Annotated in this window: 22 protein-coding genes; 15 read left to right on the top strand and 7 right to left on the bottom strand. The window is 70.4% G+C overall.

Translation table 11 applies throughout. The features are described 5' to 3' along the window. Positions 1-296: 296 nt before the first annotated feature. From BpN12_RS17595 to BpN12_RS17585, 3 genes are all read right to left on the bottom strand, one after another. Positions 297-875 (bottom strand): YceI family protein, encoded by a 579-nt coding sequence (locus BpN12_RS17595; protein ID WP_246796775.1) that lies wholly within the window; start codon positions 873-875, stop codon positions 297-299. Between the two features lie 74 nt (positions 876-949). Next, on the bottom strand, positions 950-1510 hold the full coding sequence (locus BpN12_RS17590; protein WP_246796773.1) for a YceI family protein: 561 nt from the start codon (positions 1508-1510) through the stop codon (positions 950-952). 12 nt (positions 1511-1522) lie between these two features. Continuing rightward, on the bottom strand, positions 1523-2083 hold the full coding sequence (locus BpN12_RS17585) for a cytochrome b (RefSeq protein ID WP_198250275.1): 561 nt from the start codon (positions 2081-2083) through the stop codon (positions 1523-1525). Between the two features lie 274 nt (positions 2084-2357). Between BpN12_RS17585 and BpN12_RS17580 the strand changes: the two genes are divergently transcribed. From BpN12_RS17580 to BpN12_RS17545, 8 genes are all read left to right on the top strand, one after another. Next, complete coding sequence (locus BpN12_RS17580; RefSeq protein ID WP_246796771.1) at positions 2358-3116, top strand: paraquat-inducible protein A; 759 nt, start codon at positions 2358-2360, stop codon at positions 3114-3116. Then, complete coding sequence (locus tag BpN12_RS17575; protein ID WP_246796770.1) at positions 3113-3754, top strand: paraquat-inducible protein A; 642 nt, start codon at positions 3113-3115, stop codon at positions 3752-3754. Before BpN12_RS17580 ends, BpN12_RS17575 begins: the two co-directional genes overlap by 4 nt. Beyond that, positions 3747-5387, top strand: coding sequence for a PqiB family protein (locus BpN12_RS17570; RefSeq protein ID WP_246796769.1), 1641 nt, complete (start codon positions 3747-3749; stop codon positions 5385-5387). The genes BpN12_RS17575 and BpN12_RS17570 overlap by 8 nt, the downstream gene beginning before the upstream one ends. Next, positions 5384-6100, top strand: coding sequence for a PqiC family protein (locus tag BpN12_RS17565; RefSeq protein WP_246796768.1), 717 nt, complete (start codon positions 5384-5386; stop codon positions 6098-6100). The genes BpN12_RS17570 and BpN12_RS17565 overlap by 4 nt, the downstream gene beginning before the upstream one ends. A gap of 331 nt (positions 6101-6431) precedes the next feature. After that, complete coding sequence (locus BpN12_RS17560) at positions 6432-8549, top strand: site-specific recombinase (protein WP_246796767.1); 2118 nt, start codon at positions 6432-6434, stop codon at positions 8547-8549. Between the two features lie 365 nt (positions 8550-8914). Beyond that, positions 8915-10228: a THUMP domain-containing class I SAM-dependent RNA methyltransferase gene (locus BpN12_RS17555; RefSeq protein ID WP_246796766.1), complete on the top strand. Its 1314-nt coding sequence runs from the start codon at positions 8915-8917 to the stop codon at positions 10226-10228. A 260-nt stretch (positions 10229-10488) separates the two neighbouring features. Beyond that, positions 10489-10911 (top strand): VOC family protein, encoded by a 423-nt coding sequence (locus BpN12_RS17550; RefSeq protein ID WP_246796765.1) that lies wholly within the window; start codon positions 10489-10491, stop codon positions 10909-10911. Between the two features lie 64 nt (positions 10912-10975). After that, a complete protein-coding gene (locus BpN12_RS17545; RefSeq protein WP_246796764.1) occupies positions 10976-11662 on the top strand; it encodes a helix-turn-helix transcriptional regulator in 687 nt (228 codons plus the stop codon). 72 nt (positions 11663-11734) lie between these two features. On the opposite strand, the gene BpN12_RS17540 is transcribed toward BpN12_RS17545, so the two are convergent. From BpN12_RS17540 to BpN12_RS17530, 3 genes are read right to left on the bottom strand one after another with little or no spacing between them, the layout of a single operon-like run. Continuing rightward, positions 11735-13189 (bottom strand): NAD(P)(+) transhydrogenase (Re/Si-specific) subunit beta, encoded by a 1455-nt coding sequence (locus BpN12_RS17540; RefSeq protein ID WP_246796763.1) that lies wholly within the window; start codon positions 13187-13189, stop codon positions 11735-11737. Continuing rightward, complete coding sequence (locus BpN12_RS17535) at positions 13186-13515, bottom strand: NAD(P) transhydrogenase subunit alpha part 2 (protein ID WP_246796761.1); 330 nt, start codon at positions 13513-13515, stop codon at positions 13186-13188. The genes BpN12_RS17540 and BpN12_RS17535 overlap by 4 nt, the downstream gene beginning before the upstream one ends. 11 nt (positions 13516-13526) lie before the next feature. Continuing rightward, complete coding sequence (locus tag BpN12_RS17530; protein WP_246796760.1) at positions 13527-14672, bottom strand: Re/Si-specific NAD(P)(+) transhydrogenase subunit alpha; 1146 nt, start codon at positions 14670-14672, stop codon at positions 13527-13529. A 280-nt stretch (positions 14673-14952) separates the two neighbouring features. Between BpN12_RS17530 and BpN12_RS17525 the strand changes: the two genes are divergently transcribed. The 3 genes from BpN12_RS17525 to BpN12_RS17515 all read left to right on the top strand — a co-directional run bounded on the left by BpN12_RS17525 (position 14953) and on the right by BpN12_RS17515 (position 18485). Continuing rightward, positions 14953-15462 (top strand): NUDIX hydrolase, encoded by a 510-nt coding sequence (locus tag BpN12_RS17525; RefSeq protein ID WP_246796758.1) that lies wholly within the window; start codon positions 14953-14955, stop codon positions 15460-15462. Beyond that, positions 15459-16643, top strand: a complete 1185-nt coding sequence (gene mnmA, locus BpN12_RS17520; RefSeq protein ID WP_246796757.1) for a tRNA 2-thiouridine(34) synthase MnmA — start codon at positions 15459-15461, stop codon at positions 16641-16643. Before BpN12_RS17525 ends, mnmA begins: the two co-directional genes overlap by 4 nt. 222 nt (positions 16644-16865) lie before the next feature. After that, positions 16866-18485 carry an FMN-binding glutamate synthase family protein gene (locus tag BpN12_RS17515; protein WP_246796755.1) on the top strand — a complete coding sequence of 540 codons (1620 nt, stop codon included), beginning with the start codon at positions 16866-16868 and terminating at the stop codon, positions 18483-18485. A 92-nt stretch (positions 18486-18577) separates the two neighbouring features. Here the strand turns inward: BpN12_RS17515 and BpN12_RS17510 are convergent, their stop codons facing one another. Further along, positions 18578-19195, bottom strand: coding sequence for a glutathione S-transferase family protein (locus BpN12_RS17510; protein WP_246796753.1), 618 nt, complete (start codon positions 19193-19195; stop codon positions 18578-18580). Positions 19196-19554: 359 nt separating this feature from the next. On the opposite strand from BpN12_RS17510, the gene BpN12_RS17505 reads away from it, so the two are divergent. The 4 genes from BpN12_RS17505 to BpN12_RS17490 all read left to right on the top strand — a co-directional run bounded on the left by BpN12_RS17505 (position 19555) and on the right by BpN12_RS17490 (position 23882). Then, positions 19555-20973, top strand: a complete 1419-nt coding sequence (locus tag BpN12_RS17505) for an aminopeptidase P N-terminal domain-containing protein (protein WP_246796752.1) — start codon at positions 19555-19557, stop codon at positions 20971-20973. Positions 20974-21019: 46 nt separating this feature from the next. After that, a complete protein-coding gene (locus tag BpN12_RS17500; RefSeq protein ID WP_246796751.1) occupies positions 21020-22228 on the top strand; it encodes a UbiH/UbiF/VisC/COQ6 family ubiquinone biosynthesis hydroxylase in 1209 nt (402 codons plus the stop codon). Positions 22229-22600: 372 nt separating this feature from the next. Then, complete coding sequence (gene dusB, locus BpN12_RS17495) at positions 22601-23644, top strand: tRNA dihydrouridine synthase DusB (RefSeq protein ID WP_042626400.1); 1044 nt, start codon at positions 22601-22603, stop codon at positions 23642-23644. 4 nt (positions 23645-23648) lie between these two features. After that, on the top strand, positions 23649-23882 hold the full coding sequence (locus BpN12_RS17490) for a Fis family transcriptional regulator (RefSeq protein ID WP_042623876.1): 234 nt from the start codon (positions 23649-23651) through the stop codon (positions 23880-23882). The last annotated feature ends 9 nt before the right edge of the window (positions 23883-23891 follow it).

Genomic DNA, 23891 nt, shown 5'->3' with positions numbered 1-23891 from the left:
CACTTCAGCGCAGCGTTTACAACCACTCCTTCCCAAAACAAAAATGCCGTCCAGTTGCTTAACTGAACGGCATTAGCCCGCCTGGGCCGGTTTTTTTTCGTCCGCGCGAAGCGGGCCTGCCGCGATGGCCCGCACAGCCGTTGCGCACAGCGCCCGGTGGACAAGCACTGTGCGCGAACGCCGCCAGACCTGTGCCGCGCGGCCTGGCCAAAAAACAAACCGCCGCGCCCGTTGCCGGGTCGCGGCGGTTTGCTTCGTGCTGGACGTTCCGGCGCCGGGCGCCGGCCAGGTCGCGCTTACTGCGCGACGGCCTCGGCCGAGATCAGCAGCTTGGTCTTCATCTTGAAGCCGTACTGCTTGCCGTAGTCGACGCCGAACTCGTCGCGGTTGAATTCGCCGACGGCGTCCACGCCGCACACTTCACGCTTGAGCATCGGGTGCTGCATGCACTTGAACGAATCGATCTTCAGCGTCAGCGGCTTGGTCACGCCGTGCAGCGTCAGGTTGCCGACCACCGCCACCGGCTTGTCGCCCTCGAACTTCAGCGTGCCCTTGTAGGTCGCGTCCGGGTACTTGGCCGCGTCGAAGAAGTCCGGCGTCTGCACGTGCTCGTCGAGCTTCGCGCTGCCGGTGTGGATCGAGGCGATCTTGGTCGTGACCTCGACGCTGCCCGTCTTCGCGGCGCGATCGAGCGTCACGGTGCCGCTCGATTCGTCGAACTTGCCGCGCCACACCGAGAGGCCGCCGAAGTGGTCGGTCTCGAAGCTCGGGTAGGTGTGGCTCGGGTCGAACTGGTACGTCACCGGCGCGGCCATCGCCGGGATCGACAGCGCGGCGGCGAGCGCACCGGCCGCCATCATCAGGGACTTGTTCAAATCATTCTCCTAGCTTGCGGTTGAGCGGACGCCACGGCAGCGCGCGGCGTCCGGATACGATTCGCCGGCCGCGATCACTTCGCGGCGACGAGATGGAACTTGATCTGGACTTCGTCGGCGACGACCGAGGTGTCCTTCCACTCGCCGGTGCCGATCTCGAAGGTCGAACGCTTGATCGGCAGCACGCCGTCGAACACGCGCGTCGCGCCGCTGTCGGTCACCGTCACGGGCACGGTGACCGGCACCGTCCTGCCCTTGATGGTCAGCTTGCCGGCCACGTTGTACTTGTTGCCGCCCGCCGGCGCGATCGACGACGAAATGAAGGTGGCCTGCGGGAACCCCTTCGCGTCGAACCATTCCTTGCCGGCCACCTGGTCGTTGTACATCTTGTCGCCGAGATCGAAGCTGGCGATGTCGATGCTGACCTGCGCGCTGCCCTGGGCCGCCTTGGCCGGATCGAACTTCAGGTCGGCGCTGAACTTCCTGAACACGCCCTCGGTCGGCACGTTCATCTGCTTCGAGACGGCCGACACCTTGCTCTTGGCGAGGTCCACCTGCGCGAGCGCGCTGCCCGAGACGGCGAGCGCGGCGGCGGCCACGGCCGCGAGCACGGAACGATGCAATGCTATCTTCATGACGAGCCTTTCTTACTTGAGGAACGGGAGCATGCGGGCGAGCACGCCGTCGCGGTCGAGCAGCTGATGCTTCAGCGCGGCCAGCACATGCAGCGACACCAGCACGAGCAGCGTGTAGTTCAGCGTGACGTGCAGGGTTTTCAGCGTTTCCTTCAATGCCGGATCGGGATCGATCAGGCGCGGCAGCGGGATCAGGCCGAGATAGACGACCGGGATGTTCGAGGCCGAACTGTAGAGATAGCCGGTGATCGGGATCGCCAGCATCAGCAGGTAGAGCAGCGCATGGACGGCGTGCGCGCCGCCCGTGGCGAGCCGCGAGGTGCCGGCCGGCAGCGGCGGCGGCACGTGGGTTGCTCGCCACAGCACGCGGATCACGGCCAGCGCGAACACCGTCACGCCGATCCACTTGTGCCACGAGAAATATTTGAGCTTGGTGGGCGTGAAGCCGGGGATGTCGGTCATCACCCAGCCGAGCGCGAAACCGCAGACGATCAGCAGCGCGATCAGCCAGTGCAGCGCGATCGCGGTGCGCGTATAGGCGGCCGGCCGGTTCAGCGACAGGGACGATGCCATCGGATTGCCTCGGGAAAAACGGGGAGCGGCGCCGGCCCTGGCTGTCAGGAATCCGACACATTCAAGGGCGCCATGCTACCGCAACATGCCGGTGGCTGCGGGGGCTGAAAACTGGCCGGGACGCCGGATCCGGCCCGATCGTGCGGCAGCGGCACGGCCCGCCCGCGCCGGCCCGAAAACGGGGTTGACACCGCAAAAATCGCGTTTTGGTAAGATTGGCGCGGGTTCCCGCCCTCCCCAGCGTCCCCGTGATGGCGCGCAACCGTCGTCCCCTATGGAAAGAAACGATCTGATTGCCTGTCATGAGTGCGACGCACTGTTGCACAAACCGCAGCTTAGCCGCAAGGAAAGCGCGCGCTGCCCGCGCTGCGACGCGCTGCTGTACCGCAGCGGCTCGACCCGCATCGAGCCGCTTTGCGCGCTCACGCTCGCCGCGCTGATCACGTTCGTGATCGCCCAGACTTTTCCGATTCTCGAAATGGACGTCAACGGCATCCGCGTCCAGACCACCCTGCTCGGCGCGCTCGGCGCGCTGTGGGACCAGGGCATGCAGATCGTCGCGATCATGGTGTTCTGCTCGACGCTGCTGTTCCCGCTGATCGAGATGGCCGCGCTGCTCTACGTGCTGTTCTCGCTGCGCGCCGGCTACGTGCCGCCCGGCTTCAACGCCGTGCTGCGCGCGATCCAGCTGGTGCGGCCGTGGGGCATGATCGAGGTGTTCATGCTCGGCATCCTCGTCACCATCGTCAAGATGGTGAGCCTCGCGCGCGTGGTGCCGGAGACCGCGCTGTTCGCGTTCGGCGTACTCACGCTGATGCTGGCCGTGGTCGTGATGTTCGATCCGCGCGCGCTGTGGGACGTCGCCGACGCGCTGCGCGCGCGCCGCGACGGCGCCCCGGATGGCGAGGCTCCCGGCGCCCCCGACACCTCGGACGCGTCCGGCCACGCCGCCGCGCCCGCCTCGATCCGGTCCACCCCGCCCGCCGGCCCTGCCGGCCCCGCCGCGCCCGCCACCGGAGCCCCGCGCCAATGAAGATCGTCTCCGCGGCCCGCGAGGGCCTGGCGAGCTGCCACGCCTGCGGCCACGTGCAGAAGCTCGCGCGTCCCGACGCGCATCCGGCCGAGCCGTGCGCGCGCTGCGGCGCGCCGCTGCACCTGCGCAAGCCGGACAGCATCATGCGCACCTGGGCGCTGCTGCTGGCCGCCGCGATCCTGTATATTCCCGCGAACCTGTTGCCGATCATGCGCACCGCCTCGATCGTCGGCGCGCAGGAAGACACCATCATGAGCGGCGTCGTCTACTTCTGGGTGTCGGGCGACTGGCCGCTCGCGGTGGTGGTGTTCGTCGCCAGCATCCTGGTGCCGATGCTCAAGCTCGGCGCGCTGACGATCCTCGTGATCAGCGCGCAGCGCCGCTCGAGCTGGCGGCCGGTGCAGCGTACCAGGCTGTTCCGGATCGTCGAGCGGATCGGCCGCTGGTCGATGCTCGACATCTTCGTCGTCACGCTGACCGTCGCGCTGGTCCACTTCCGGTCGCTGGCCGAGATCACGGCCGGCCCCGGCGCGCTCGCGTTCGGCTCCGTGGTGATCCTGACGATGCTCGCGTCGATGCAGTTCGATCCGCGCCTGATCTGGGATCACGTCGTTACTTCTGGAAAACACCATGAATAGTCCGCAAGGCCCGCAGCACGACCCGAATGCGGCTCCCCCCGAACGCCCCGAACTGCCGTCGGCCGTCGTCACGCGCCGCACCGGCTGGCTGCCGTCGCTGGTCTGGCTGGTGCCGCTGGTGGCCGCGCTGATCGGCGTCGGGCTGGTCGTGAAGTCGGTGTTCGACCGCGGCCCCGAGATCACCATCAGCTTCCGCAGCGCCGAGGGGCTCGAACCGGGCAAGACCCAGGTCAAGTACAAGGACGTCGAGATCGGCACGGTCAAGACCATCAAGCTCTCGAAGGATCTCTCGCACGTGCTCGTCAACGTGCAGCTGAAGAAGGAAGCCGAGGACTTCGCGGTGAAGGGCACGCGCTTCTGGGTGGTGCGTCCGCGCGTCGGCGTGAGCGGCGTGTCCGGGCTCAACACGCTGCTGTCGGGCGCCTACATCGGCGTGGACGCGGGCCGCTCGCCCGATACCGAGACCGACTTCGCCGGGCTCGAGACGCCGCCGCCCGTCACCGGCGACGAGAAGGGCACCTCCTACGTGCTGCACGGCGATTCGCTCGGCTCGGTCGACATCGGCTCGCCGGTCTACTACCGGCGCGTGCAGGTCGGCCAGGTGGTCGGCTTCTCGCTCGACAAGGACGGCAAGAGCGTGACGTTCAACGTGTTCGTCAACGCGCCCTACGACCAGTACGTCGGCACCAACACGCGCTGGTGGCAGGCGAGCGGCGTGGACTTGCGGCTCGATTCGAGCGGCTTCAAGCTCAACACGCAGTCGCTCGCCACGGTGATCCTCGGCGGCCTCGCGTTCCAGTCGCCGCCGAACCAGTCGGCCGGCAACCCGGTGAAGAACGGCGCGACCTTCCCGCTCGGCTCCGACGAGGCCGACGCGATGCGCGACCCGGACGGCCAGCCGGTGGCGGTGGTGATGAACTTCAACCAGTCGCTGCGCGGCCTGTCGGTGGGCGCGCCGGTGGACTTCCGCGGCATCGTGCTCGGCAACGTCACCAACATCGGAATCGACTACGACCCGCAGCACAAGAATTTCCTGATGCCGGTCACCATGAACGTCTATCCGGAGCGTCTCGGCAAGCGCTTCCGCGAACTCGTCGCGAGCCAGGGCGAGGCCGCGCAGCAGGACATCCTGCGGCGCCTCGTCGAGCACGGCCTGCGCGGCCAGCTGCGCACCGGCAACCTGCTGACGAGCCAGCTCTACGTGGCGGTCGACTTCTTCCCGAAGGCGCCGCCCGCCAAGCTCGACCTGAGCCGCAAGCCGGTCGAACTGCCGACCGTGCCGAACACGCTCGACGAGCTGCAGCTGCAGGTGGCCGACATCGCCAAGAAGCTCGACAAGGTGCCGTTCGACCAGATCGGCAACAACCTCAACGACGCGCTCAAGCACGCCGACAAGCTGTTCCAGCAGCTCGACACGCAGGTCGCGCCACAGGCGCGCGACACGCTGTCGGCCGCCAAGCAGACCTTCACGACGGCCGAGGCGACGCTGCAGCAGGATTCGCCGCTGCAGTCCGACGTGCGCGGCGCGCTCAAGGAACTGACGCGCACGCTGCAGACGCTGAACAATCTCGCCGACTATCTCGAGCGGCATCCCGAATCGCTGCTGCGCGGCAAAGCCGGAGACCAGAAATGACCGACCGCATGCCCCGTTCCGTTCGCCGCGCCGCATCAGGTGGCCTGACGACGCTCATCGCCGCTGCCGTGGTCGCGCTCGCGGCCGGCTGCGCGTCGCCGCCGTCGCACTTCTACACGCTGTCGGGCGACGCCGCCACGGCGACGGCCGGCCGCGCGATGCCGGCCAACCCGGCGTTCCTGATCCAGGTGCCGGCCGTCAACGTGCCCGAGCAGGTCGCCAAGACCCAGCTGGTGGTGCAGCGCGACGCCGCGCGCGTGGACGTGCTCGAGGAGCACCGCTGGGCCTCGCCGCCCGCCGACGAGATCCGCCGCGCGCTGTCGACGGCGCTCACGCGCCGGCTCGACACGATCGACGTGGCCGATGCGGCGGTGCCGCCGGGCGTGCCCGTCTATCGCGTCAGCGTCGACGTGCAGCGCTTCGAGTCGTGGCCCGGCGAGCGCGCCGCGCTCGACGCGGTGTGGAGCGTGCGCTCGCTCGCGACGCAGTCGGTCATGACCTGCCGCAGCACGCTCAGCGAGCCGGTGGGCGCCGGTTACGACGCGCTGGTGGCCGGCCACCGCAAGGCCGTCGGCGAGCTGGCCGGGCGGATCTCGGCCGGCGTGCGCGCGATGGCCGCGCAGCCGGCCGGCACGACCGCCGGGAGCGGGATGGCGACGCCGGCCGCGGTGCGCTGCCCGCTCGACACCGGCGCGACGCAAGCGGCCGACTAAGCGGCGGACCAGGCCACGGCGCCGGCGAGGCCGGGGCGGCGGCCGATCGGCACCGCCCGCGCGCTCGCCGCCATGGCCCTCGCCTCAGGCCGCCGTGCCGAGTCGGTCGCACGGTGGCCCCATCCCTTCGATTTGACAATCCTTGTTCATCGCACGCGGAACCGGCGCCGGCGGCGCCGGTCGCCTTGCGTTTTCGCGATCGATTGACGATGCTTGACGCCTTGCGGCCCGCCGGCAATCCGCCGACGCCGCCGGCCCGATCCGCCGCGCGCCCCACCGGCCAACGCGGCGCCGATCGCGGCCGCCCCTCGTGGCCCACCCTCGACCGCCCATGTTCCGATCCCTTTCGATCCTCCTGAAGAAATGGCGCGCCTCGCGCAGCGCCAGCCACCAGCTCGACGCGCTGCTCGCGAGCGCCGACGCCGACGCGCCCTACGCCGAGCGCAGCGAATGGCTGATCGAACTCGCGCACTGGCTGCGCCGCGACGGCGCGGTGCAGCCGGGCACGGCCGACGGCGACGCCGCCGCGCCGCGTTCGCCCGCGGCCACCGCGCACGCGCGGCTGCGCTACGTGCTGCACGTGCTCGACCGCAATCCCGCCTGGAAGACTCAGGTCGCGCGCATCCTGCGCGCGCTGCTGCGCGAGACCGACGCCATCTCGCTGCTCTGCGACGCCGGCATGCCGGTCCACTCGGGATTCTTCGGCGCGCTGTTCGAGCGCATCGACGCGTCGCTGATCCCGCCGGCGCCGAACCGCCGCGAGCTGGCCGCGCTGTTCACGCTGATGTTCCCGACGCCCGGCGACGGCGCCTGGATCGAGGCGCTGCCCGACGACCTGCTGGCGCGCCTGCAGGCGCTGTTCGGCCACGACGTCAGCGAGGCCGAGCGCCACCAGCCCGGCTCGTTCTCGCGCGACCTGCTGGCCGCGCTGCACAACCTGAGTTGCCAGATCAGCTCGACCGGCCTGTCGCAGACGGTGCGCAGCCGGCTCTCCGACGACGACGCGCACCGCCCGATCGACGCCCAGCCGTTCTACCGCCTGATGCGCGCGATGCTGGCGGTGGAGGCCGCGCAGGCGGCCGTCGACGACGGCGGCGAGCCGGGCCGGCTGCTGCACGAGGTCAACTACCTGCGCATGCTGCTCGACGAATGCCGCGAATCGGCCGACGACGTCTCCGCGCATCTCTATCGCAACGGCGTGTCGGTCGACATCGTGTTCCAGGTCGAGCGCATGCGCATGCGGATCCAGCGCGCCGAATCGCTGCTCAATGCCTGGATGGCGCGCGACGACCGCCGCGGCCTCGCGCGCCTGACCGCCGAGCTGATCGACGCGAACCTGAGCAGCCAGAGCGTCGCGCACCTGGTGCGCAGCAACACCTCGCTGTTCGCGCGCAAGCTGGTCGAGACCAACGCCGACACCGGCGAGCACTACATCACGCGTGGCCGCGCCGACTACCTGAAGATGATGCGGATGGCCGCCGGCGGCGGGCTCGTCACGGTGGCCACCGTCTGCGTGAAGTTCTGGATCACCGGTGTCCACCTGCAGGCGATGGTCGAGGGCTTCCTGGCCGGCCTCAACTACGCGGCCAGCTTCACGCTGATGCACTTCCTGCACTTCACGCTCGCCACCAAGCAGCCGGCCATGACCGCGCCGACGCTCGCGCGCGAACTCGACGGCACCGGCAGCGAGGAAGGCGTGCGCGAGTTCGTGGCCTCGGTGATCGCGCTGATCCGCACCCAGGCCGCCGCGGTCACCGGCAACGTGCTGGTGGTGCTGCCGGTGTGCCTGGCCGTGCAGCTCGGCGCCCACGCGCTGCTGCACGCCGACGTGATCTCGCCCGCCAAGGCGCATGCCACGCTGCACTCGTTCTCGCTGCTCGGGCCGACGCCCGTCTACGCGGCGCTGACCGGCGTGCTGCTGTGGGCATCGAGCCTGATCGCGGGCTGGGCCGACAACTGGTTCGTGCTGCACCGCGTCGGCGACGCGATCGCCTGGCACCGCCGGCTGCGGCTCACGCTCGGCGTGGCGGGCGCGGCGCGGCTGGCCCGCTTCTGCCGCAGCAACGTGGCCGGGGTGGTCGGCAACGTCGGGCTCGGCATGATGCTCGGGCTGGTGCCGGCGATCGTCAGCGCCTTCGCGTTCGGCTTCGAGGTGCGCCACGTGACGCTGTCGGCCGGCTCGATCGGCGTGGCCCTCGGCGTGCTCGGCAAGGGCGCGCTCGAATCGGCCGAGCTGTGGTGGGCGGTGGCCGGCGTGCTGTCGATGGCGGTGCTCAACGTCGCCGTCAGTTTCGCGCTCGCGTTCACGATGGCGGTGCGCTCGCGCAGCCTGCGGCCGACCCGGGTGCGCGCGCTGCTGGCCGCGATCGGGCGCGCCGTGCGCGCGAACCCGCTGAGCCTGGTCTGGCCGCTTGCCGGGCGCGGCGGGCACGAGACGCGTCCGCATTGAGCCGGCGGTGGTCTGGATGCGGCGGTAGCGCCAGATGTCGGGCGTTCGGCGTTGGGCACCAAGCGCTGCATGATGCACGGTGCATGGCGGACGGTGCGTCATCCAGCCCGGCGCGCGATCCCGTCCGGCATCACGCGTCGCTGCCATGGCAAGGCACGAAGCGCCGGTCGGCGACGGCTCCCGGTGCCGGCCGCCCCGATGCCCGAATCGTCCGACCGCCCCATTCAGCCCGCCCGCGGAGCCATCCCCATCCGGCCTCCCGCCGCGCTCCCGACCCGCGCAGCAGCGCCCACGCCACGGCGCCTCGGTCCGGCGTCGCCGCCCGCGTACAATGACGGCTTTTGCACGCCTCGCCGCCCCGCCCCATGTCCTCCTCCCTATTCGATTTCTTCGCCCCCTGCCCGCGTGGCCTCGAAGCCGCGCTTGCGGCCGAACTGGCCGAGATCGGCGCGCGGCGCACCGCCGGCGCGCCGTTCGAGGCCGGCGCCCAGGTGCCCGGTGGCGTCCATTTCCGTGGCGGCTGGATGGCCGGCATGGCCGCCAACCTGCATTCGCGCATCGCGAGCCGCGTGCTGCTGAAGATCGCCGATCGCCCGTACCGCAGCGAGCAGGACGTCTACGCGCTCGCGCTCGAACAGCAGTGGGAACGCTGGTTCGCCGCCACCCAGACGCTGCGCGTGGACATCACCGCGATCAAGTCGCCGCTCAAGAGCCTCGAGTTCGCGACGCTGCGCGTGAAGGACGCGATCTGCGACCGGCTGCGCGAGAAGACCGGCGCGCGCCCGAGCATCGACACCGCACTGCCCGACGTGCGCGTGTTCGCGTTCCTGGCCGCAGCGCATTGCACGCTCTACCTCGACACCTCCGGCGAGCCGCTGTTCAAGCGCGGCTGGCGGCTCGACAAGGGCGCGGCGCCGCTGCGCGAGAACCTCGCGGCCGGCATCCTGCGCGTGGCGGGCTGGACCCCGGCCGTGCCGCTCTACGATCCGATGTGCGGCAGCGGCACGTTCCTCGCCGAGGCCGCGCAGATCGCGCTCGACGTGGCGCCGGGCGTGGAGCGCCGGTTCGGCTTCGAGAAGCTCAAGCAATACGACATCACCGCGTGGCAGACGCTGAAGGTGGCCGCGATGGACGCCAAGCGCGCCGCGCGCGGCAGGCGCGACGCGCTGCCGGTGTACGGCAGCGACATCTCCGGCGACATGCTCGACAAGGCGCGCGCGAACCTCGAACGCGCGGGCGTGCCGGGCCTCTCGCTGAAGCAGGTCGACGCGCGCTTCATGACGCCGCCCACCGACGCGCCGGGGCTGATCGTGGCGAACCCGCCGTATGGCGAGCGCATCGAGGTGCGTGGGCGCGGCCCGCGCGGCGACGCGCGCGAGACCGGCCGCAATCGCGGCAACGACGACGCGTTCCGCCGCACCCACACCGACGCGCCCGACAGCGAGTTCTTCATCGCGCTCGGCAACGCGCTGAAGCAGCGCTTCGCGGGCTGGCAGGCGTTCCTGCTGACCTCGGACCGCTCGCTGCCGGGCCAGCTGCGCCTGCGCGAATCGGCGAAGACGCCGCTCTTCAACGGCGCGCTCGAATGCCGGCTGTTCCGCTTCGACGTGGTGGCGGGCAGCGTGCGCCAGCGCCCGGCGGACGGTGAAAGCGGCGCGGCAGGCTCCAACGACGCATAAGCAGCACCCGCGAGCCGCTTCGCGCGGCATCGAATCAGCCCCGAGGGCCGGAATTTTCCGGCCCTTTTCGTTTCCTTTTTGATTGGATCGGTGCAACGCCGGCGAGTACGGCCTTGCCGTCACGCTCCCGCCTGCGCTCCCCGAATCGAGCCCGTCATCGCGGTCGCCGCCGGCTGCTGACAGAACGGTGTCAGCAGCCCCCCGCCACACTGCGTCTGCCGCATCCGATCGATGCGATTCCACCCGCCAAGGAGACTCAGATGACCTCGACCTCGACCACCACCCCGACCACCGCCACCGCCGCTGCGCGCACGCTCGCCTGGTTCAGCATTCCCGTCCTCGATCTCGACCGCGCCACGCGCTTCTACGAATCGATGCTCGACACGACGCTGCGCCGCGAGATCTCGGGCGGCGTGCCGATGGCGATCTTCAGCGCCGCCGATGGCGCCGGCAGCAGCGACGGCGGCCTCGTGCAGGACCCGCACGGCAGCAAGCCGGCCGCGGCCGGCGCGCTGATCTACCTGAGCGCGGGCGCCTCGGTGACGGCCGCGCTCGACCGCGCGCGGCGCGCGGGCGGCGCGGTGGACGGCCCCGTCATCGAGCTGCCGCGCGAGATCGGCTACATCGGCTTCGTCCACGATACCGAAGGCAACCGCGTCGGCCTGCACGCACCGGGCCGCTGAGCGCCGGCCCGCCCGCGACGCCACGGCGTATCATCGCGACACCGTCTCCCGCCCCGACCGCCCGATGCCCCGCCGCGCCGACCGCCTGTTCCAGATCGCCGAGCTGCTGCGCGGGCGCCGCCTGACCACCGCGCAGCAGTTGGCGGAATGGCTGTCGGTGTCGCCGCGCACGGTCTATCGCGACGTGCGCGACCTGCAGCTGTCGGGCGTGCCGATCGAGGGCGAGGCGGGGATCGGCTATCGGCTGAACCGCGCCGCGCACCTGCCGCCGCTGACGTTCACCAGCGAGGAACTGGCGGCGCTGGCGGCCGGCGCGCGCATGATCGAATCGTGGGGCGGCGCGACGCTGGCGGGCGGGGCGCGCTCGGCGCTCGCCAAGATCGCCTCGGCGATGCCGGCCGACAAGCGCGTCGCGCTCGACCGGCTGCCCCTCTTCGCGCCGTCGATGCACGTGGACGCGGCGTTCCACGAGGCCGTCGACGCGCTGCATCTGGCCATCGACGGCCGGCGCGTCGTGCGCTTTGCCTATCGCGACAAGCAGGATGCGCCGAGCGAGCGGCGCATCTGGCCGCTCGGCATGGTGTACTGGGGTGGTCAATGGACGGTGGCCGCCTGGTGCGAACTGCGCGGCGCGTTCCGCAATTTCGACATCGCGCGGATGCGCGAGATCGTGGCCTGCGAGGTCTACCCCGACGTCGCAGGGCGGCGGCTCGCCGATTTCCTGCGCACCGTGGAGCGCGGCAGGTGCTGAGGCGGCGCGCGGGGCGGCCAGCCCCCGCGCGCGCCGCCAACGAAGCGGAAAAAACGAACGAAGCGAACGGCGCTACTCGACCGCCTTCACCATGTCCTCGACCACCTTCTTCGCATCGCCGAACACCATCATGGTCTTGTCCATGTAGAACAGCTCGTTGTCGAGCCCGGCGTAGCCCGAGGCCATCGAGCGCTTGTTGACGATCACGGTGCGCGCCTTGTACGCCTCCAGGATCGGCATGCCGGCGATCGGCGAGGCCGGATCGTTCTTCGCGGCCGGATTCACCACGTCGTTCGCGCCGAGCACCAGCACCACGTCGGTCTGCCCGAACTCGTTGTTGATGTCGTCCATCTCGTAGACGAGGTCATACGGCACCTCGGCCTCGGCGAGCAGCACGTTCATGTGCCCCGGCATGCGCCCGGCCACCGGATGGATCGCATAGCGCACGTCGATTCCCTTCGCGACCAGCTTGTCGGTCAGCTCCTTCAGCGCATGCTGCGCGCGCGCCACGGCGAGCCCGTAGCCGGGCACGATCACCACCGTCTCGGCGTTGCCGAGCATGAACGCGGCGTCGTCGGCCGAGCCCGACTTCACCGGCCGCTGCTCCTTCGCCGCGCCCGCGCCGGCCGCGGCCGCCTCGCCGCCGAAGCCGCCCAGGATCACGTTGAAGAACGAGCGGTTCATCGCATGGCACATGATGTACGACAGGATCGCGCCCGACGAACCGACCAGCGAGCCGGCGATGATCAGCATCGGGTTGTTCAGCGAGAAGCCGATCCCGGCCGCGGCCCATCCCGAGTACGAATTGAGCATCGACACCACCACCGGCATGTCCGCGCCGCCGATCGGGATGATGATCAGCACGCCGAGCGCGAACGCGATCGCCGTCATGACGATGAACGGCAGCCACGCCTGGGTCAGGAAGAACAGCACGCCGAAGCCGAGCATGCCGAGCGCGAGCATCAGGTTGATCAGGTGCTGGCCCGGATAGACCACCGGCGCGCCCTGGAACAGCCGGAACCTGTACTTCCCCGACAGCTTGCCGAACGCGATCACCGAGCCCGAGAACGTGATCGCGCCGACGAAGGTGCCGATGAACAGCTCGATGCGGTTGCCGTAGGGGATGAAGTTCGCGGCGGCGGCGTCCTGCGGCACCAGCCCGAACGCCGCCGGCTCGGCCACCACCGCGTAGGCGATGCAGACCGCCGCGAGGCCGATCAGCGAGTGCATCGCGGCCACCAGCTCGGGCATCTTGGTCATCTCGACGCGCGCGGCCACGTAGGCGCCCACCGCGCCGCCCACCACCAGCGCGCCGAGCACCAGCGCGAGCCCGAGCGGCAGGTTCGCGCCGAGCCAGGCGGCCTGCTTCGCGATCAGCGCGACCGTGGTGAGGATCGCGATCGCCATGCCGACCATGCCGAACAGGTTGCCGCGCCGCGCGCTCTTCGGATTCGACAGGCCCTTCAACGCCTGGATGAAGCAGACCGAGGCGACCAGGTACAGCAGCGTGACGAGGTTCAGGCTCATTGCGCGCCCTCCTTGCCCGCCGCGCCGCCGCGCTTCGGCTCCTTCCTGCGGAACATTTCCAGCATGCGCCGTGTGACGAGGAAGCCGCCGAACACGTTGACGGCCGCGAGCGCCACCGCGATGGTGCCGAACACCTTGCCGGTCGTGCCGACGGTCAGCGCCGCGGCCAGCATCGCGCCGACGATCACGATCGCCGAGATCGCGTTGGTGACCGCCATCAGCGGCGTGTGCAGCGCCGGCGTGACGTTCCAGACCACGTGATAGCCGACGTAGACGGCCAGCACGAAGATGATCACGTTGATCACGGTGTGATTGATGATTTCCATGGTCTCCTCCGTTATTTGCGCAGCACTTCGCCGTCGCGGCAGAGCAGCGTCGCGGCGACGATGTCGTCGGCCAGGTCGATCCGCAGCGCGCCGTCCGGGCCGAGGATCAGCTTCAGGAAGTCGGCGAGATTGCGCGCGTAGAGCGCCGAGGCGTCGGCCGGCACCTGGGCGGCGAGATTGGTGTGGCCGGCGATCGTCACGCCGTGCGCCACCACCACCTGGTCGGCGACCGTGAGCGGACAGTTGCCGCCGCGCCGGCCGGTGCCGTCCACCTCGGCGCCGCGCCCGGCGGCCAGATCGACCAGCACCGCGCCCGGCTTCATGGCCGCCACCGTCTCGGCGCTGATCAGCGTGGGCGCGGCGCGCCCCGGGATCAGCGCGGTGGTGATCACGATGTCGGCCTGCTTCGCGCGCTCATGCACGAGCGCGGCCTGGCGCGCGAGCCACGACGGCGGCATCGGCCGCGCGTAGCCGCCGGTACCCTGCGCGGCCTCGCGCTCCTCGTCGGTCTCGAACGGCACGTCGACGAACTTCGCGCCGAGCGATTCGATCTGCTCCTTCACGGCCGGCCGCACGTCGGACGCCTCGATCACGGCGCCGAGCCGCTTGGCCGTGGCGATCGCCTGCAGCCCCGCCACGCCGGCGCCGAGCACCAGCACGCGGGCGGCCTTGACGGTGCCCGCGGCGGTCATCAGCATCGGCAGGAAGCGCGGATAGAGCGAGGCGGCCACCAGCACCGCCCTGTAGCCGGCGATGTTGGCCTGCGAGGACAGCACGTCGAGGCTCTGCGCGCGCGTGGTGCGCGGCGCCGCCTCGAGCGCGAAGCCGGTCAGGCCGGCCGCCGCGAGCCGCGCGGCCTGCGCGGCGTCGAACGGCTCGAGCATGCCGACCAGCACCGCGCCGCGCGCGAACAGCGCCAGTTCGGCCGCGTCCGGCGCCTGCACCTTCAGCACGAGCTCGGCGCCGAACGCGGCGGCGCGCTCGCCGAGCGTCGCGCCGGCTGCGGCATAGGCCTCGTCGGGGTAACTGGCCGCGGCGCCGGCGCCGCGTTCGACCGTGACGGCATGGCCAACCGCCACGTATTTCTTGATGGTTTCGGGCGTCGCGGCAACGCGCGCCTCGTTCGCCCGCGTCTCGGCGGGCACTCCGATCAGCATCGTGATCCCTCCAGCTTGCGCTCTGTTATTGATATCGATTGCGATGGCGAGCCGGAAAGCGGCAACCGGCTCGAAAGCAACGGCGTGTTCCACGCGCCAATGTACCCGAAAGCATCGCGCGCGCCGACATCCGGCCCTTTCCCGGTGGACAAACCGTTCCGGATCGGTCAAGGCGGCGGCGAATAAATGGGGGACGCGCCCGAAAATGCTTGCTGGACGGCAACGCCGCGCTCCCGCGCGCCTCGGCACCGATCGCGCGCAGCCGGTAAAATGCGCGGTCATGAAACCCGAACTCTGGACTCCGCACGTGACGGTGGCCGCGATCGTCGAACGCGACGGGCGTTTCCTCCTGATCGAGGAACACACGTCGGCCGGCCTGCGTCTGAACCAGCCGGCCGGGCATCTCGAGGCCGGCGAGACGCTCGTCGAAGCCGTGATCCGCGAGACGCTCGAGGAAACCGCGCATCCGTTCATGCCCGAGGCGCTGGTGGGCGTCTACCAGACGCACTTCGAGCGGCCGGGCAAGGGCGGCGCGACCTACCTGCGCTTCACGTTCTGCGGCAGCGCGGGCGAGGCGCAGGCCGGGCGCGCGCTCGACGACGGCATCGTCCGCACGCTGTGGATGACGGCCGACGAGCTGCGTGCGGTCCCGGAACGGCACCGCACGCCGGCCGTGATGCAGTGCATCGACGATTACCTCGCCGGCCGCCGCGTGCCGCTGGCGTTCATTCATACGCATTCCGTCGCGCCGTATCGCGCGACGCCCGAACATCAGGCTGTCAGCAAATGAAGAAGCAACGTGTCGTGGTCGGCATGTCGGGCGGTGTCGATTCGTCGGTCACCGCGTGGCTGCTGAAGGAACAGGGTTACGACGTGGTCGGCCTGTTCATGAAGAACTGGGAAGACGACGACGACGGCGAGTACTGCTCGACGCGCCAGGACTGGATCGACGTGGTGTCGGTGGCCGACCTGATCGGCATCGACGTCGAGGCCGTCAACTTCGCCGCCGAATACAAGGACCGCGTGTTCGCCGAGTTCCTGCGCGAATACTCGGCCGGCCGCACGCCGAACCCCGACGTGCTCTGCAACGCCGAGATCAAGTTCAAGGCGTTCCTCGACCACGCGATGTCGCTCGGCGCCGAGACCATCGCCACCGGCCACTACGCGCGCGTGCGCGAACGCGACGGACGCTTCGAACTGCTGAAGGCGTTCGACCACACCAAGGATCAGTCCTATTTCCTGCACCGGCTGAACCAGGCGCAGCTCTCGAAGACGCTGTTCCCGCTCGGCGAGATGCCGAAGACGCAGGTGCGCGAGATCGCCGAACGGATCGGCCTGCCCAACGCGAAGAAGAAGGATTCGACCGGCATCTGCTTCATCGGCGAGCGGCCGTTCCGCGACTTCCTGAACCGCTACCTGCCGACCAGGCCGGGCCCGATGAAGACGCCCGACGGCCGGCGCGTGGGCGAGCACATCGGCCTCGCGTTCTATACCTTCGGCCAGCGCAAGGGCATCGGCCTCGGCGGCAGCAGGGACGGCAGCGGCGAGCCGTGGTTCGTGGCCGGCAAGGACATCGCCTCGAACACGCTCTACGTCGCGCAGGGCCACGACCACCCGTGGCTGCTGTCGCACGAGCTGGTGGCCGGCAACGTCAGCTGGGTGGCGGGCGAGCCGCCCGCCGACGGCTTCGCCTGCGGCGCCAAAACGCGCTACCGGCAGGCCGACTCGGCCTGCTCGTTCGCGCGCGCGAAGGCCGGCGAGGCGGGCGAACCGCGCTTCTCGCTCGCCTTCGACACGCCGCAATGGGCCGTCACGCCGGGCCAGTCGGCCGTGCTCTACGACGGTGAGATCTGCCTCGGCGGCGGCATCATCGAGACCGTCGCGACCGGCCAGCCCGGCTCGGCCGCCGCGCTCGCGTCGGCACTGGGCGCCGCGAGCGCCGAACCGCTCGCGAGCGGCCTTGCAAACTGATTCCCGAAGCTTTCAACGGGCCTTCCGCGGCGCGCGCTTCGAAGCGCGCTGACACATTCTCGGTTTAGACTTGCGGCGCGCGACGATATGTCGCTGCGATCTGTCGCCGTGTACTGTCACTGACTCGTCGGCGGCAGGCGTCGCGCGCCGCAGGTTGCCCGCGCCGCCCCCACCGGCGCGCCCCGCGGCATGGCGGCCAACCGAAGAACAAGGAAACACCCCATGTTTGCAAGACGTTATCTCGCGATGTGGTGCGCGACGCTCGTGCTCGTGCTGCTCGCCGCCCTCGCCTACGGCCACCTGATCGCCTGGCCGTGGCTGCTGATCCCGGCCGCGTTCGTCGCGCTCGGCCTCTGGGATTTGACCCAGGATCATCACGCGATCCTGCGGAACTACCCGCTCTGGGGCCACTTCCGCTTCATGTTCGAGTTCATCCGCCCGGAAATCCGCCAGTACTTCGTCGAGGACGACACCGACGAGAAGCCGTTCTCGCGCGCGCAGCGCAGCGTGGTGTACCAGCGCGCGAAGAACGTGGCCGACAACCGGCCCTACGGCACCGAGCTGAACGTGAAGGCGGTCGCGCACGAATGGATCAGCCACTCGCTCGCGCCCACCCGGCTCGCCAACCACGACTTCCGGATCCGCGTCGGCGCGGCGCGCGCGCAGCCCTACGACATCTCGATCTTCAACATCTCGGCGATGAGCTTCGGCTCGCTGTCGGCCAACGCGATCCGCTCGCTGAACCTGGGCGCGAAGAAAGGCGGCTTCGCGCACGATACCGGCGAGGGGTCGCTCTCGAAGTACCACCGCGAGCACGGCGGCGACATCATCTGGGAGATCGCCTCGGGCTACTTCGGATGCCGTAACGACGACGGCACGTTCAACCCGGACAAGTTCGCCAGGCAGGCCGCTGATCCGCAGGTGAAGATGATCGAGGTGAAGCTCTCGCAGGGCGCCAAGCCGGGCCACGGCGGCGTGCTGCCGGCCGCCAAGATCACGCCCGAGATCGCCGAGACGCGCGGCGTGCCGATGGGCAAGGACTGCATCTCGCCCGCCTCGCACTCGGAGTTCTCGACGCCGCGCGGCCTGCTCGAATTCGTCGAGCGGCTGCGCACGCTGTCGGGCGGCAAGCCCACCGGCTTCAAGCTCTGCATCGGCCATCCGTGGGAGTTCTTCGGCATCGCCAAGGCGATGCTCGAGACCGGCATCCTGCCCGACTTCATCGTGGTGGACGGCGCCGAGGGCGGCACCGGCGCGGCGCCGCTCGAATTCACCGACCACGTCGGCGTGCCGCTGCAGGAAGGGCTGCTGCTGGTGCATAACACGCTGGTCGGGATCGGCCTGCGCGAGCGCGTGAAGCTCGGCGCGAGCGGCAAGATCATCACCGCGTTCGACGTGGCGCGCACGCTCGCGATCGGCGCGGACTGGGTGAACTCGGCGCGCGGCTTCATGTTCGCGGTCGGCTGCATCCAGGCGCAGACCTGCCACACCGGCCGCTGCCCGACCGGCGTCGCGACCCAGGACGAGGTGCGCCAGCGCGCGCTGGTGGTGCCGGACAAGTCCGAGCGCGTCTACAACTTCCACCGCAACACGCTGCACGCGCTGCAGGAGCTGGTGCAGGCCGCCGGCCTCGCCCATCCGGCCGACCTGCGCGCGCATCACATCGTGCAGCGCGTGGCGCCGCACGAAGTCCGGCTGATGTCGCAACTGCTGAAGTACGTGAAGCCGGGCGCGCTGCTGACCGGTGAGAAGCTCGGCCTCACGCTCTACGACACCTGGTGGCCGGCTTCGCGCAGCGACACGTTCTCGATCGGCGACGCGGCCTACGCCGCCTACGAATGAGCGCGGCGCGGCCGCCGCTCCGCATGAAAAAAACGCCCCGTCGAGACGGGGCGTTTTTCATCGGCGACGGCGGCGCGGGGACGGCCGGCTGCTCAGTCGTCCTGCATCGGCGTGTCGGCGAACGACGGCCGCTGCAGCAGCTTCGCGTAGTGCTTGTCGAGGTTCGGGTGACGCTCGCGCCAGGCGAGTCCGGGCATCCCGAAGTCGAGGTAGCCGAGCGCGCAGCCGAGCGCGATGTCGGCCAGCGTGTAGTGCGTGCCGACGCACCACGGCTTGCCGCCGAGGCCTTGCGACATGGCCACCAGCGCGTCGTCGATCTTGCGCTGCTGGCGCGCGATCCAGGCGTCGCTGCGCTGCTCCGGGGTGCGCTGCGCGTGCTCGACGCGAATCGCCTCCGCGGCGTCGAGCACGCCGTCGCCGAGCGCCTCCCAGCACCGCACCTCGAGACGCTCGCGGCCCGAGCCGGGAATCAGCTTGCCGACCGGCGACAGCGTGTCGACGTATTCGCAGATCACGCGCGAATCGAACACCGCCGCGCCGTCTTCCATCACGAGGCACGGCACCTTGCCGAGCGGATTCGCGGCGTGAATCGCGGTATCCGCCCCCCACACGTTCTCGAGCTCCAGCTTGTAGTCGATCTTCTTTTCGGCGAGCACGACGCGCGCCTTGCGCACATACGGGCTGCTGAGTGAACCGATTAGCTTCATCATCCTGCCTAAATTGAAAACACCGCCCGGGAGTATACGTCGTCGGCGATCATAACCGGGCGTCGCGGCGCGCTGGCAAGTCCGCCGGGCGGCCTGTGGATCGTTTGCAACAGCGCGGACGGGCGGCCGTTCCGGCACGATCCCGGGGCGATCCCGGGGCGATTCCAATGCGATTGCGATCGGGTCCCGACGCGATCCGGACATGGCCCGGACCCGCGCCGGCACATCAGGATTCGGCTCGCTTCCGGACGCCTCCCCCGCGCTCGCGGCCCCGCCCGGACCAGCGCCCGGCCCGCGCATCGCGACGCAGCCGGCCAACGCGGGCCAACGCGCGCCGCGCGCCACAGCGCTACAATCGCCGCATGAACGCGCCGACCGAAACCGCCCTCGTCCCCGACGTCTACCGCCAGCGCCGTGCGCGCGTACTCGCCGCGCTGCGCGCGACGGGCGGCGGCGTCGCGATCGTCCCCACCGCGCCGCAGGCGCTGCGCAACCGCGACGCCGATTACCCGTATCGGCACGACAGCTACTTCTATTACCTGACCGGCTTCTGCGAGCCCGACGCGCTGCTCGTGCTCGACGCGAACGCCGCCGACGGCGCGCCGCAATCGATCCTGTTCTGCCGTGCGAAGCATCCCGAGCGCGAGATCTGGGAAGGCTTTCATTACGGGCCGGACGGCGCGCGCGACAGCTTCGGCTTCGACGCCGCGTTCGCCAGCGACGCGCTCGACACCGAGCTGCCGAAGCTGCTCGCCGACGCCGGCGCGGTCCACTACCGCTTCGGCGCGTCGGCCGAGTTCGAGCGCCGGCTCGCGGGCTGGCTCGAGACGGTGCGCGCGAAGAGCCGGGCCGGCATCGCCGCGCCGGCCGCCGCGCACGATCTCACGCCGCTGCTCGACGAGATGCGCATCGTGAAGGACGCCCACGAGCAGGCGATCATGCGCCGCGCCGCCGTGATCTCCGCGAGCGCGCACCGGCGCGCGATGGCGGCGACGCACCCCGGCATCCGCGAGTACGAGATCGAGGCCGAGCTGCTCTACGAATTCCGCCGCCACGGCGCGGCCGGCCCCGCCTACGGCTCGATCGTCGCGGCCGGCGCGAACGCCTGCGTGCTGCACTATCCGGCCGGCAACGCGGTGGCCCGCGACGGCGACCTGATCCTGATCGACGCGGCCTGCGAGCTGGAGGGCTACGCGTCCGACATCACGCGCACGTTCCCCGCCAACGGCCGCTTCTCCGGCCCGCAGCGCGCGCTCTACGACATCGTGCTCGCCGCGCAGGCGGCCGCTGCCGCCGCGACGCGGCCCGGCGCGGCGTTCGAGGCACCGCACGAGGCCGCCGTGCGCGTGCTTGCGCAAGGGCTGCTCGACACCGGCATCGTGCCGAAGTCGCGCTTCGCGAGCGTCGACGACGTGATCGCCGAGCGCGCCTACGCGCGCTTCTACATGCACCGCACCGGCCATTGGCTCGGCATGGACGTCCATGATTGCGGCGACTACCGCGAACGCGCCGCCGCGCGCGACGCACAGGGCGCGCTGCCGTGGCGCGCGCTGCGCGAGGGCATGGCGCTGACGATCGAGCCGGGCCTCTATGTGCGCGCGGCCGACGACGTGCCGGCCGAGTTCCACGACATCGGCATCCGCATCGAGGACGACGCGTTCGTCACCGCCACGGGCTGCGATCTGATCACGCGCGACGTGCCGGTGGACGCCGACGAGATCGAGGCGCTGATGCGCGACGCGCGCGTCGCCTCGGGTGCCGTGCCGCCCGCGCGGCCGTGACCGGCACGCGCCCCTGCTCCCGAACCCGCTCCACCGCCTTCGCCCGATGACGACTTCCTCCCCGCTTCCGCCCGCCGCCGCGCCGTTCGACGCGGACCTCGCGATCATCGGCGCCGGCCCGGTCGGGCTCGCGCTGGCCGGCTGGCTCGCGCGCCGCAGCGCGACGCGCGCGCTGTCGGTGGTGCTGGTCGATGCGCGCGAGCCGTCGGCGAACGCCGGCGACCCGCGCGCGATCGCCGTCTCGCACGGCAGCCGCGTGCTGCTCGAGACGCTCGGCTGGCCCGCCGACGCGACGCCGATCGAACACATCCACGTCTCGCAGCGCGGCCACTTCGGCCGCACGCTGATCGACCGCGACGAACATGGCGTCGCCGCGCTCGGCTACGTCGCGCGCTACGGCTCGCTGGTCGACGTGCTCGCGCGCGCCGTTCGCGGCACGCCGGTGCGCTGGCTGACCTCGACCCAGGCACACGCGCCGCGCCAGGACGCCGACGGCGTGAGCGTGACGCTCGACACGCCGGACGGCGCGCGCGAGCTGCGCGTGCGCGCGCTCGTCAACGCGGAAGGCGGGCTGTTCCAGGCCGGCGCGCAAGACGACGCGCCCGACGGGCGCCGCCGCCGTGACTACGGGCAGACCGCGATCGTCGGCACCGTCAGCGCCGCCGCGCCGCGCCCGCGCACGGCCTGGGAACGCTTCACGCCCGAAGGCCCGCTCGCGCTGCTGCCGCTCGGCGGCGCGGGCCAGGCCGACTACGCGCTGGTCTGGTGCTGCGCGCCCGACGAGGCCGCGCGCCGCGCGGCGCTGCCCGACGAGGCGTTCCTGCGCGAACTCGGCGACGCGTTCGGCGAGCGCATGGGGCGCTTCACGCGCATCGCCGGCCGCGCCTCGTTCCCGCTCGGGCTGGTAGCCGCGCCGACGCTCGTCGAGGGCCGCGTCGCGACGGTCGGCAACGCGGCGCAGACCCTGCACCCGGTGGCGGGCCAGGGCCTGAACCTCGGGCTGCGCGATGCGCACACGCTAGCCGACACGCTCTCCGAACACGGCGCGACGCCGCTCGCGCTGGCCGCCTTCAACGCGCGCCGCGCGCTCGACCGGCGCCTCACGATCGGCGCGACCGATACGCTCGCGCGCCTGTTTACGATCGACTCGCGCCCGCTCGCGGCACTGCGCGGCGCGGCGCTGAGCGCGCTCGAATTCGTGCCGCCGCTGAAGACGGCGATCGCGCGCCAGATGATGTTCGGCCAGCGCGGCTGAACGGCTAGGCGGCGCCTCGCGCTTGCGCGGCGGCGTCCGCGACGCGCGCAAGCGGCCGGCAGGCAGGCAGGCAGGCAGGCAGGCAGGCGGCACGACACGACAAACGACAAACGACAAAACGACAAAACGACAAAACGACAAACGGCATCGAACCCGGCCGCGCGCCGCCCGTCTCGACCATCGGAAAGCCCCGCGTCCGCGGCATTTCCGGTGCCCCGCCGAGCCGCCTGTCATCGAATCGTCACGCAAGTTTCACGACGATTTGACGCTGTTCGACAATTCGCAATGCCCGGCCGGTGCGGCGCTTACGGTAAAATGCGCGTTTCCCACGTCCCGACCGATGCCCGCGCCCACGCGGGCGCTGCCATTGCGATGCCCGTTATCGGCCCCCATATCCTGCGCAACAACCTGTTCGTCGCCCCCATGGCGGGCGTCACGGACCGTCCGTTCCGCCAGCTCTGCAAGCGGCTCGGCGCGGGTTATGCGGTGTCCGAGATGGTCGCCTCGAACGCGCAGCTGTGGAAAAGCGAGAAGACCATGCGCCGCGCCAACCACGCCGGCGAAGTCGAGCCGATCGCGGTGCAGATCGCCGGTGCCGATCCGGCGATGATGGCCGAGGCCGCGCGCTACAACGTGGCGAACGGCGCGCAGATCATCGACATCAACATGGGCTGCCCGGCCAAGAAGGTCTGCAACGTGGCGGCCGGCTCGGCGCTGCTGCAGAACGAGCCGCTGGTGGTGCGGATCGTCTCGGCGGTGGTGGCGGCGGTGGGCACCGGCCCCGACGCGGTGCCCGTCACGCTGAAGATCCGCACCGGCTGGGACCGCGAGCACCGCAACGCGCTGACCATCGCGCGGCTGGCCGAGCAGGCCGGCATCGCGATGCTGACCGTCCACGGCCGCACGCGCGCCGACCTCTACCGCGGCGACGCCGAATACGAGACGATCGCGGCCGTGAAGGCGGCCGTGAAGATCCCGGTGGTGGCCAACGGCGACATCACCTCGCCCGCCAAGGCGAAGGCCGTGCTCGACTTCACCGGTGCCGACGCGCTGATGATCGGTCGCGCCGCGCAAGGCCGTCCGTGGTTGTTCCGCGAAATCGATCATTTCCTGCAAACCGGCACCACGCTGCCGGCGCCGAGCGTCGACGAGATCCAGCAGCTGCTCAACGAGCACCTCGAGGATCACTACGCGTTCTACGGGGAATTTACCGGCGTACGTACTGCACGCAAGCACATCGGCTGGTACACTCGCGGCCTTTCCGGCGCCAACGCGTTCCGTCACCGGATGAACACGCTCGATACCACACGCGAACAGCTTGCCGCCGTCAACGAGTATTTCGACGCGCAACGCGCGCTGTCCGACCATCTCGTCTATGTCGGCGACGAAGACGGTATATCCGACCCTATTCAATAGCAGCATGAGCAAGCACAACATCGAACAATGTGTCCGCGACAGCCTGGACGGTTATTTCCGGGATCTCGACGGCTCCAACCCGCACGACGTCTACGACATGGTGATGTCCTGTGTCGAGAAGCCGATGCTCGAGGTCGTGCTCGAACAGGCGGGCGGCAACCAGTCGCTGGCCGCCGAGTACCTGGGCATCAATCGCAATACGCTGCGCAAGAAGCTGCAGCAGCACGGTCTGCTGTAGGCGGCCTCT

This window comes from Burkholderia perseverans (genome assembly GCF_022870505.1).
GTDB lineage: Bacteria > Pseudomonadota > Gammaproteobacteria > Burkholderiales > Burkholderiaceae > Burkholderia > Burkholderia plantarii.
The sequence above is the reverse complement of the archived record's forward strand: the minus strand, read 5'-3'. Positions and strand labels throughout refer to the sequence as shown.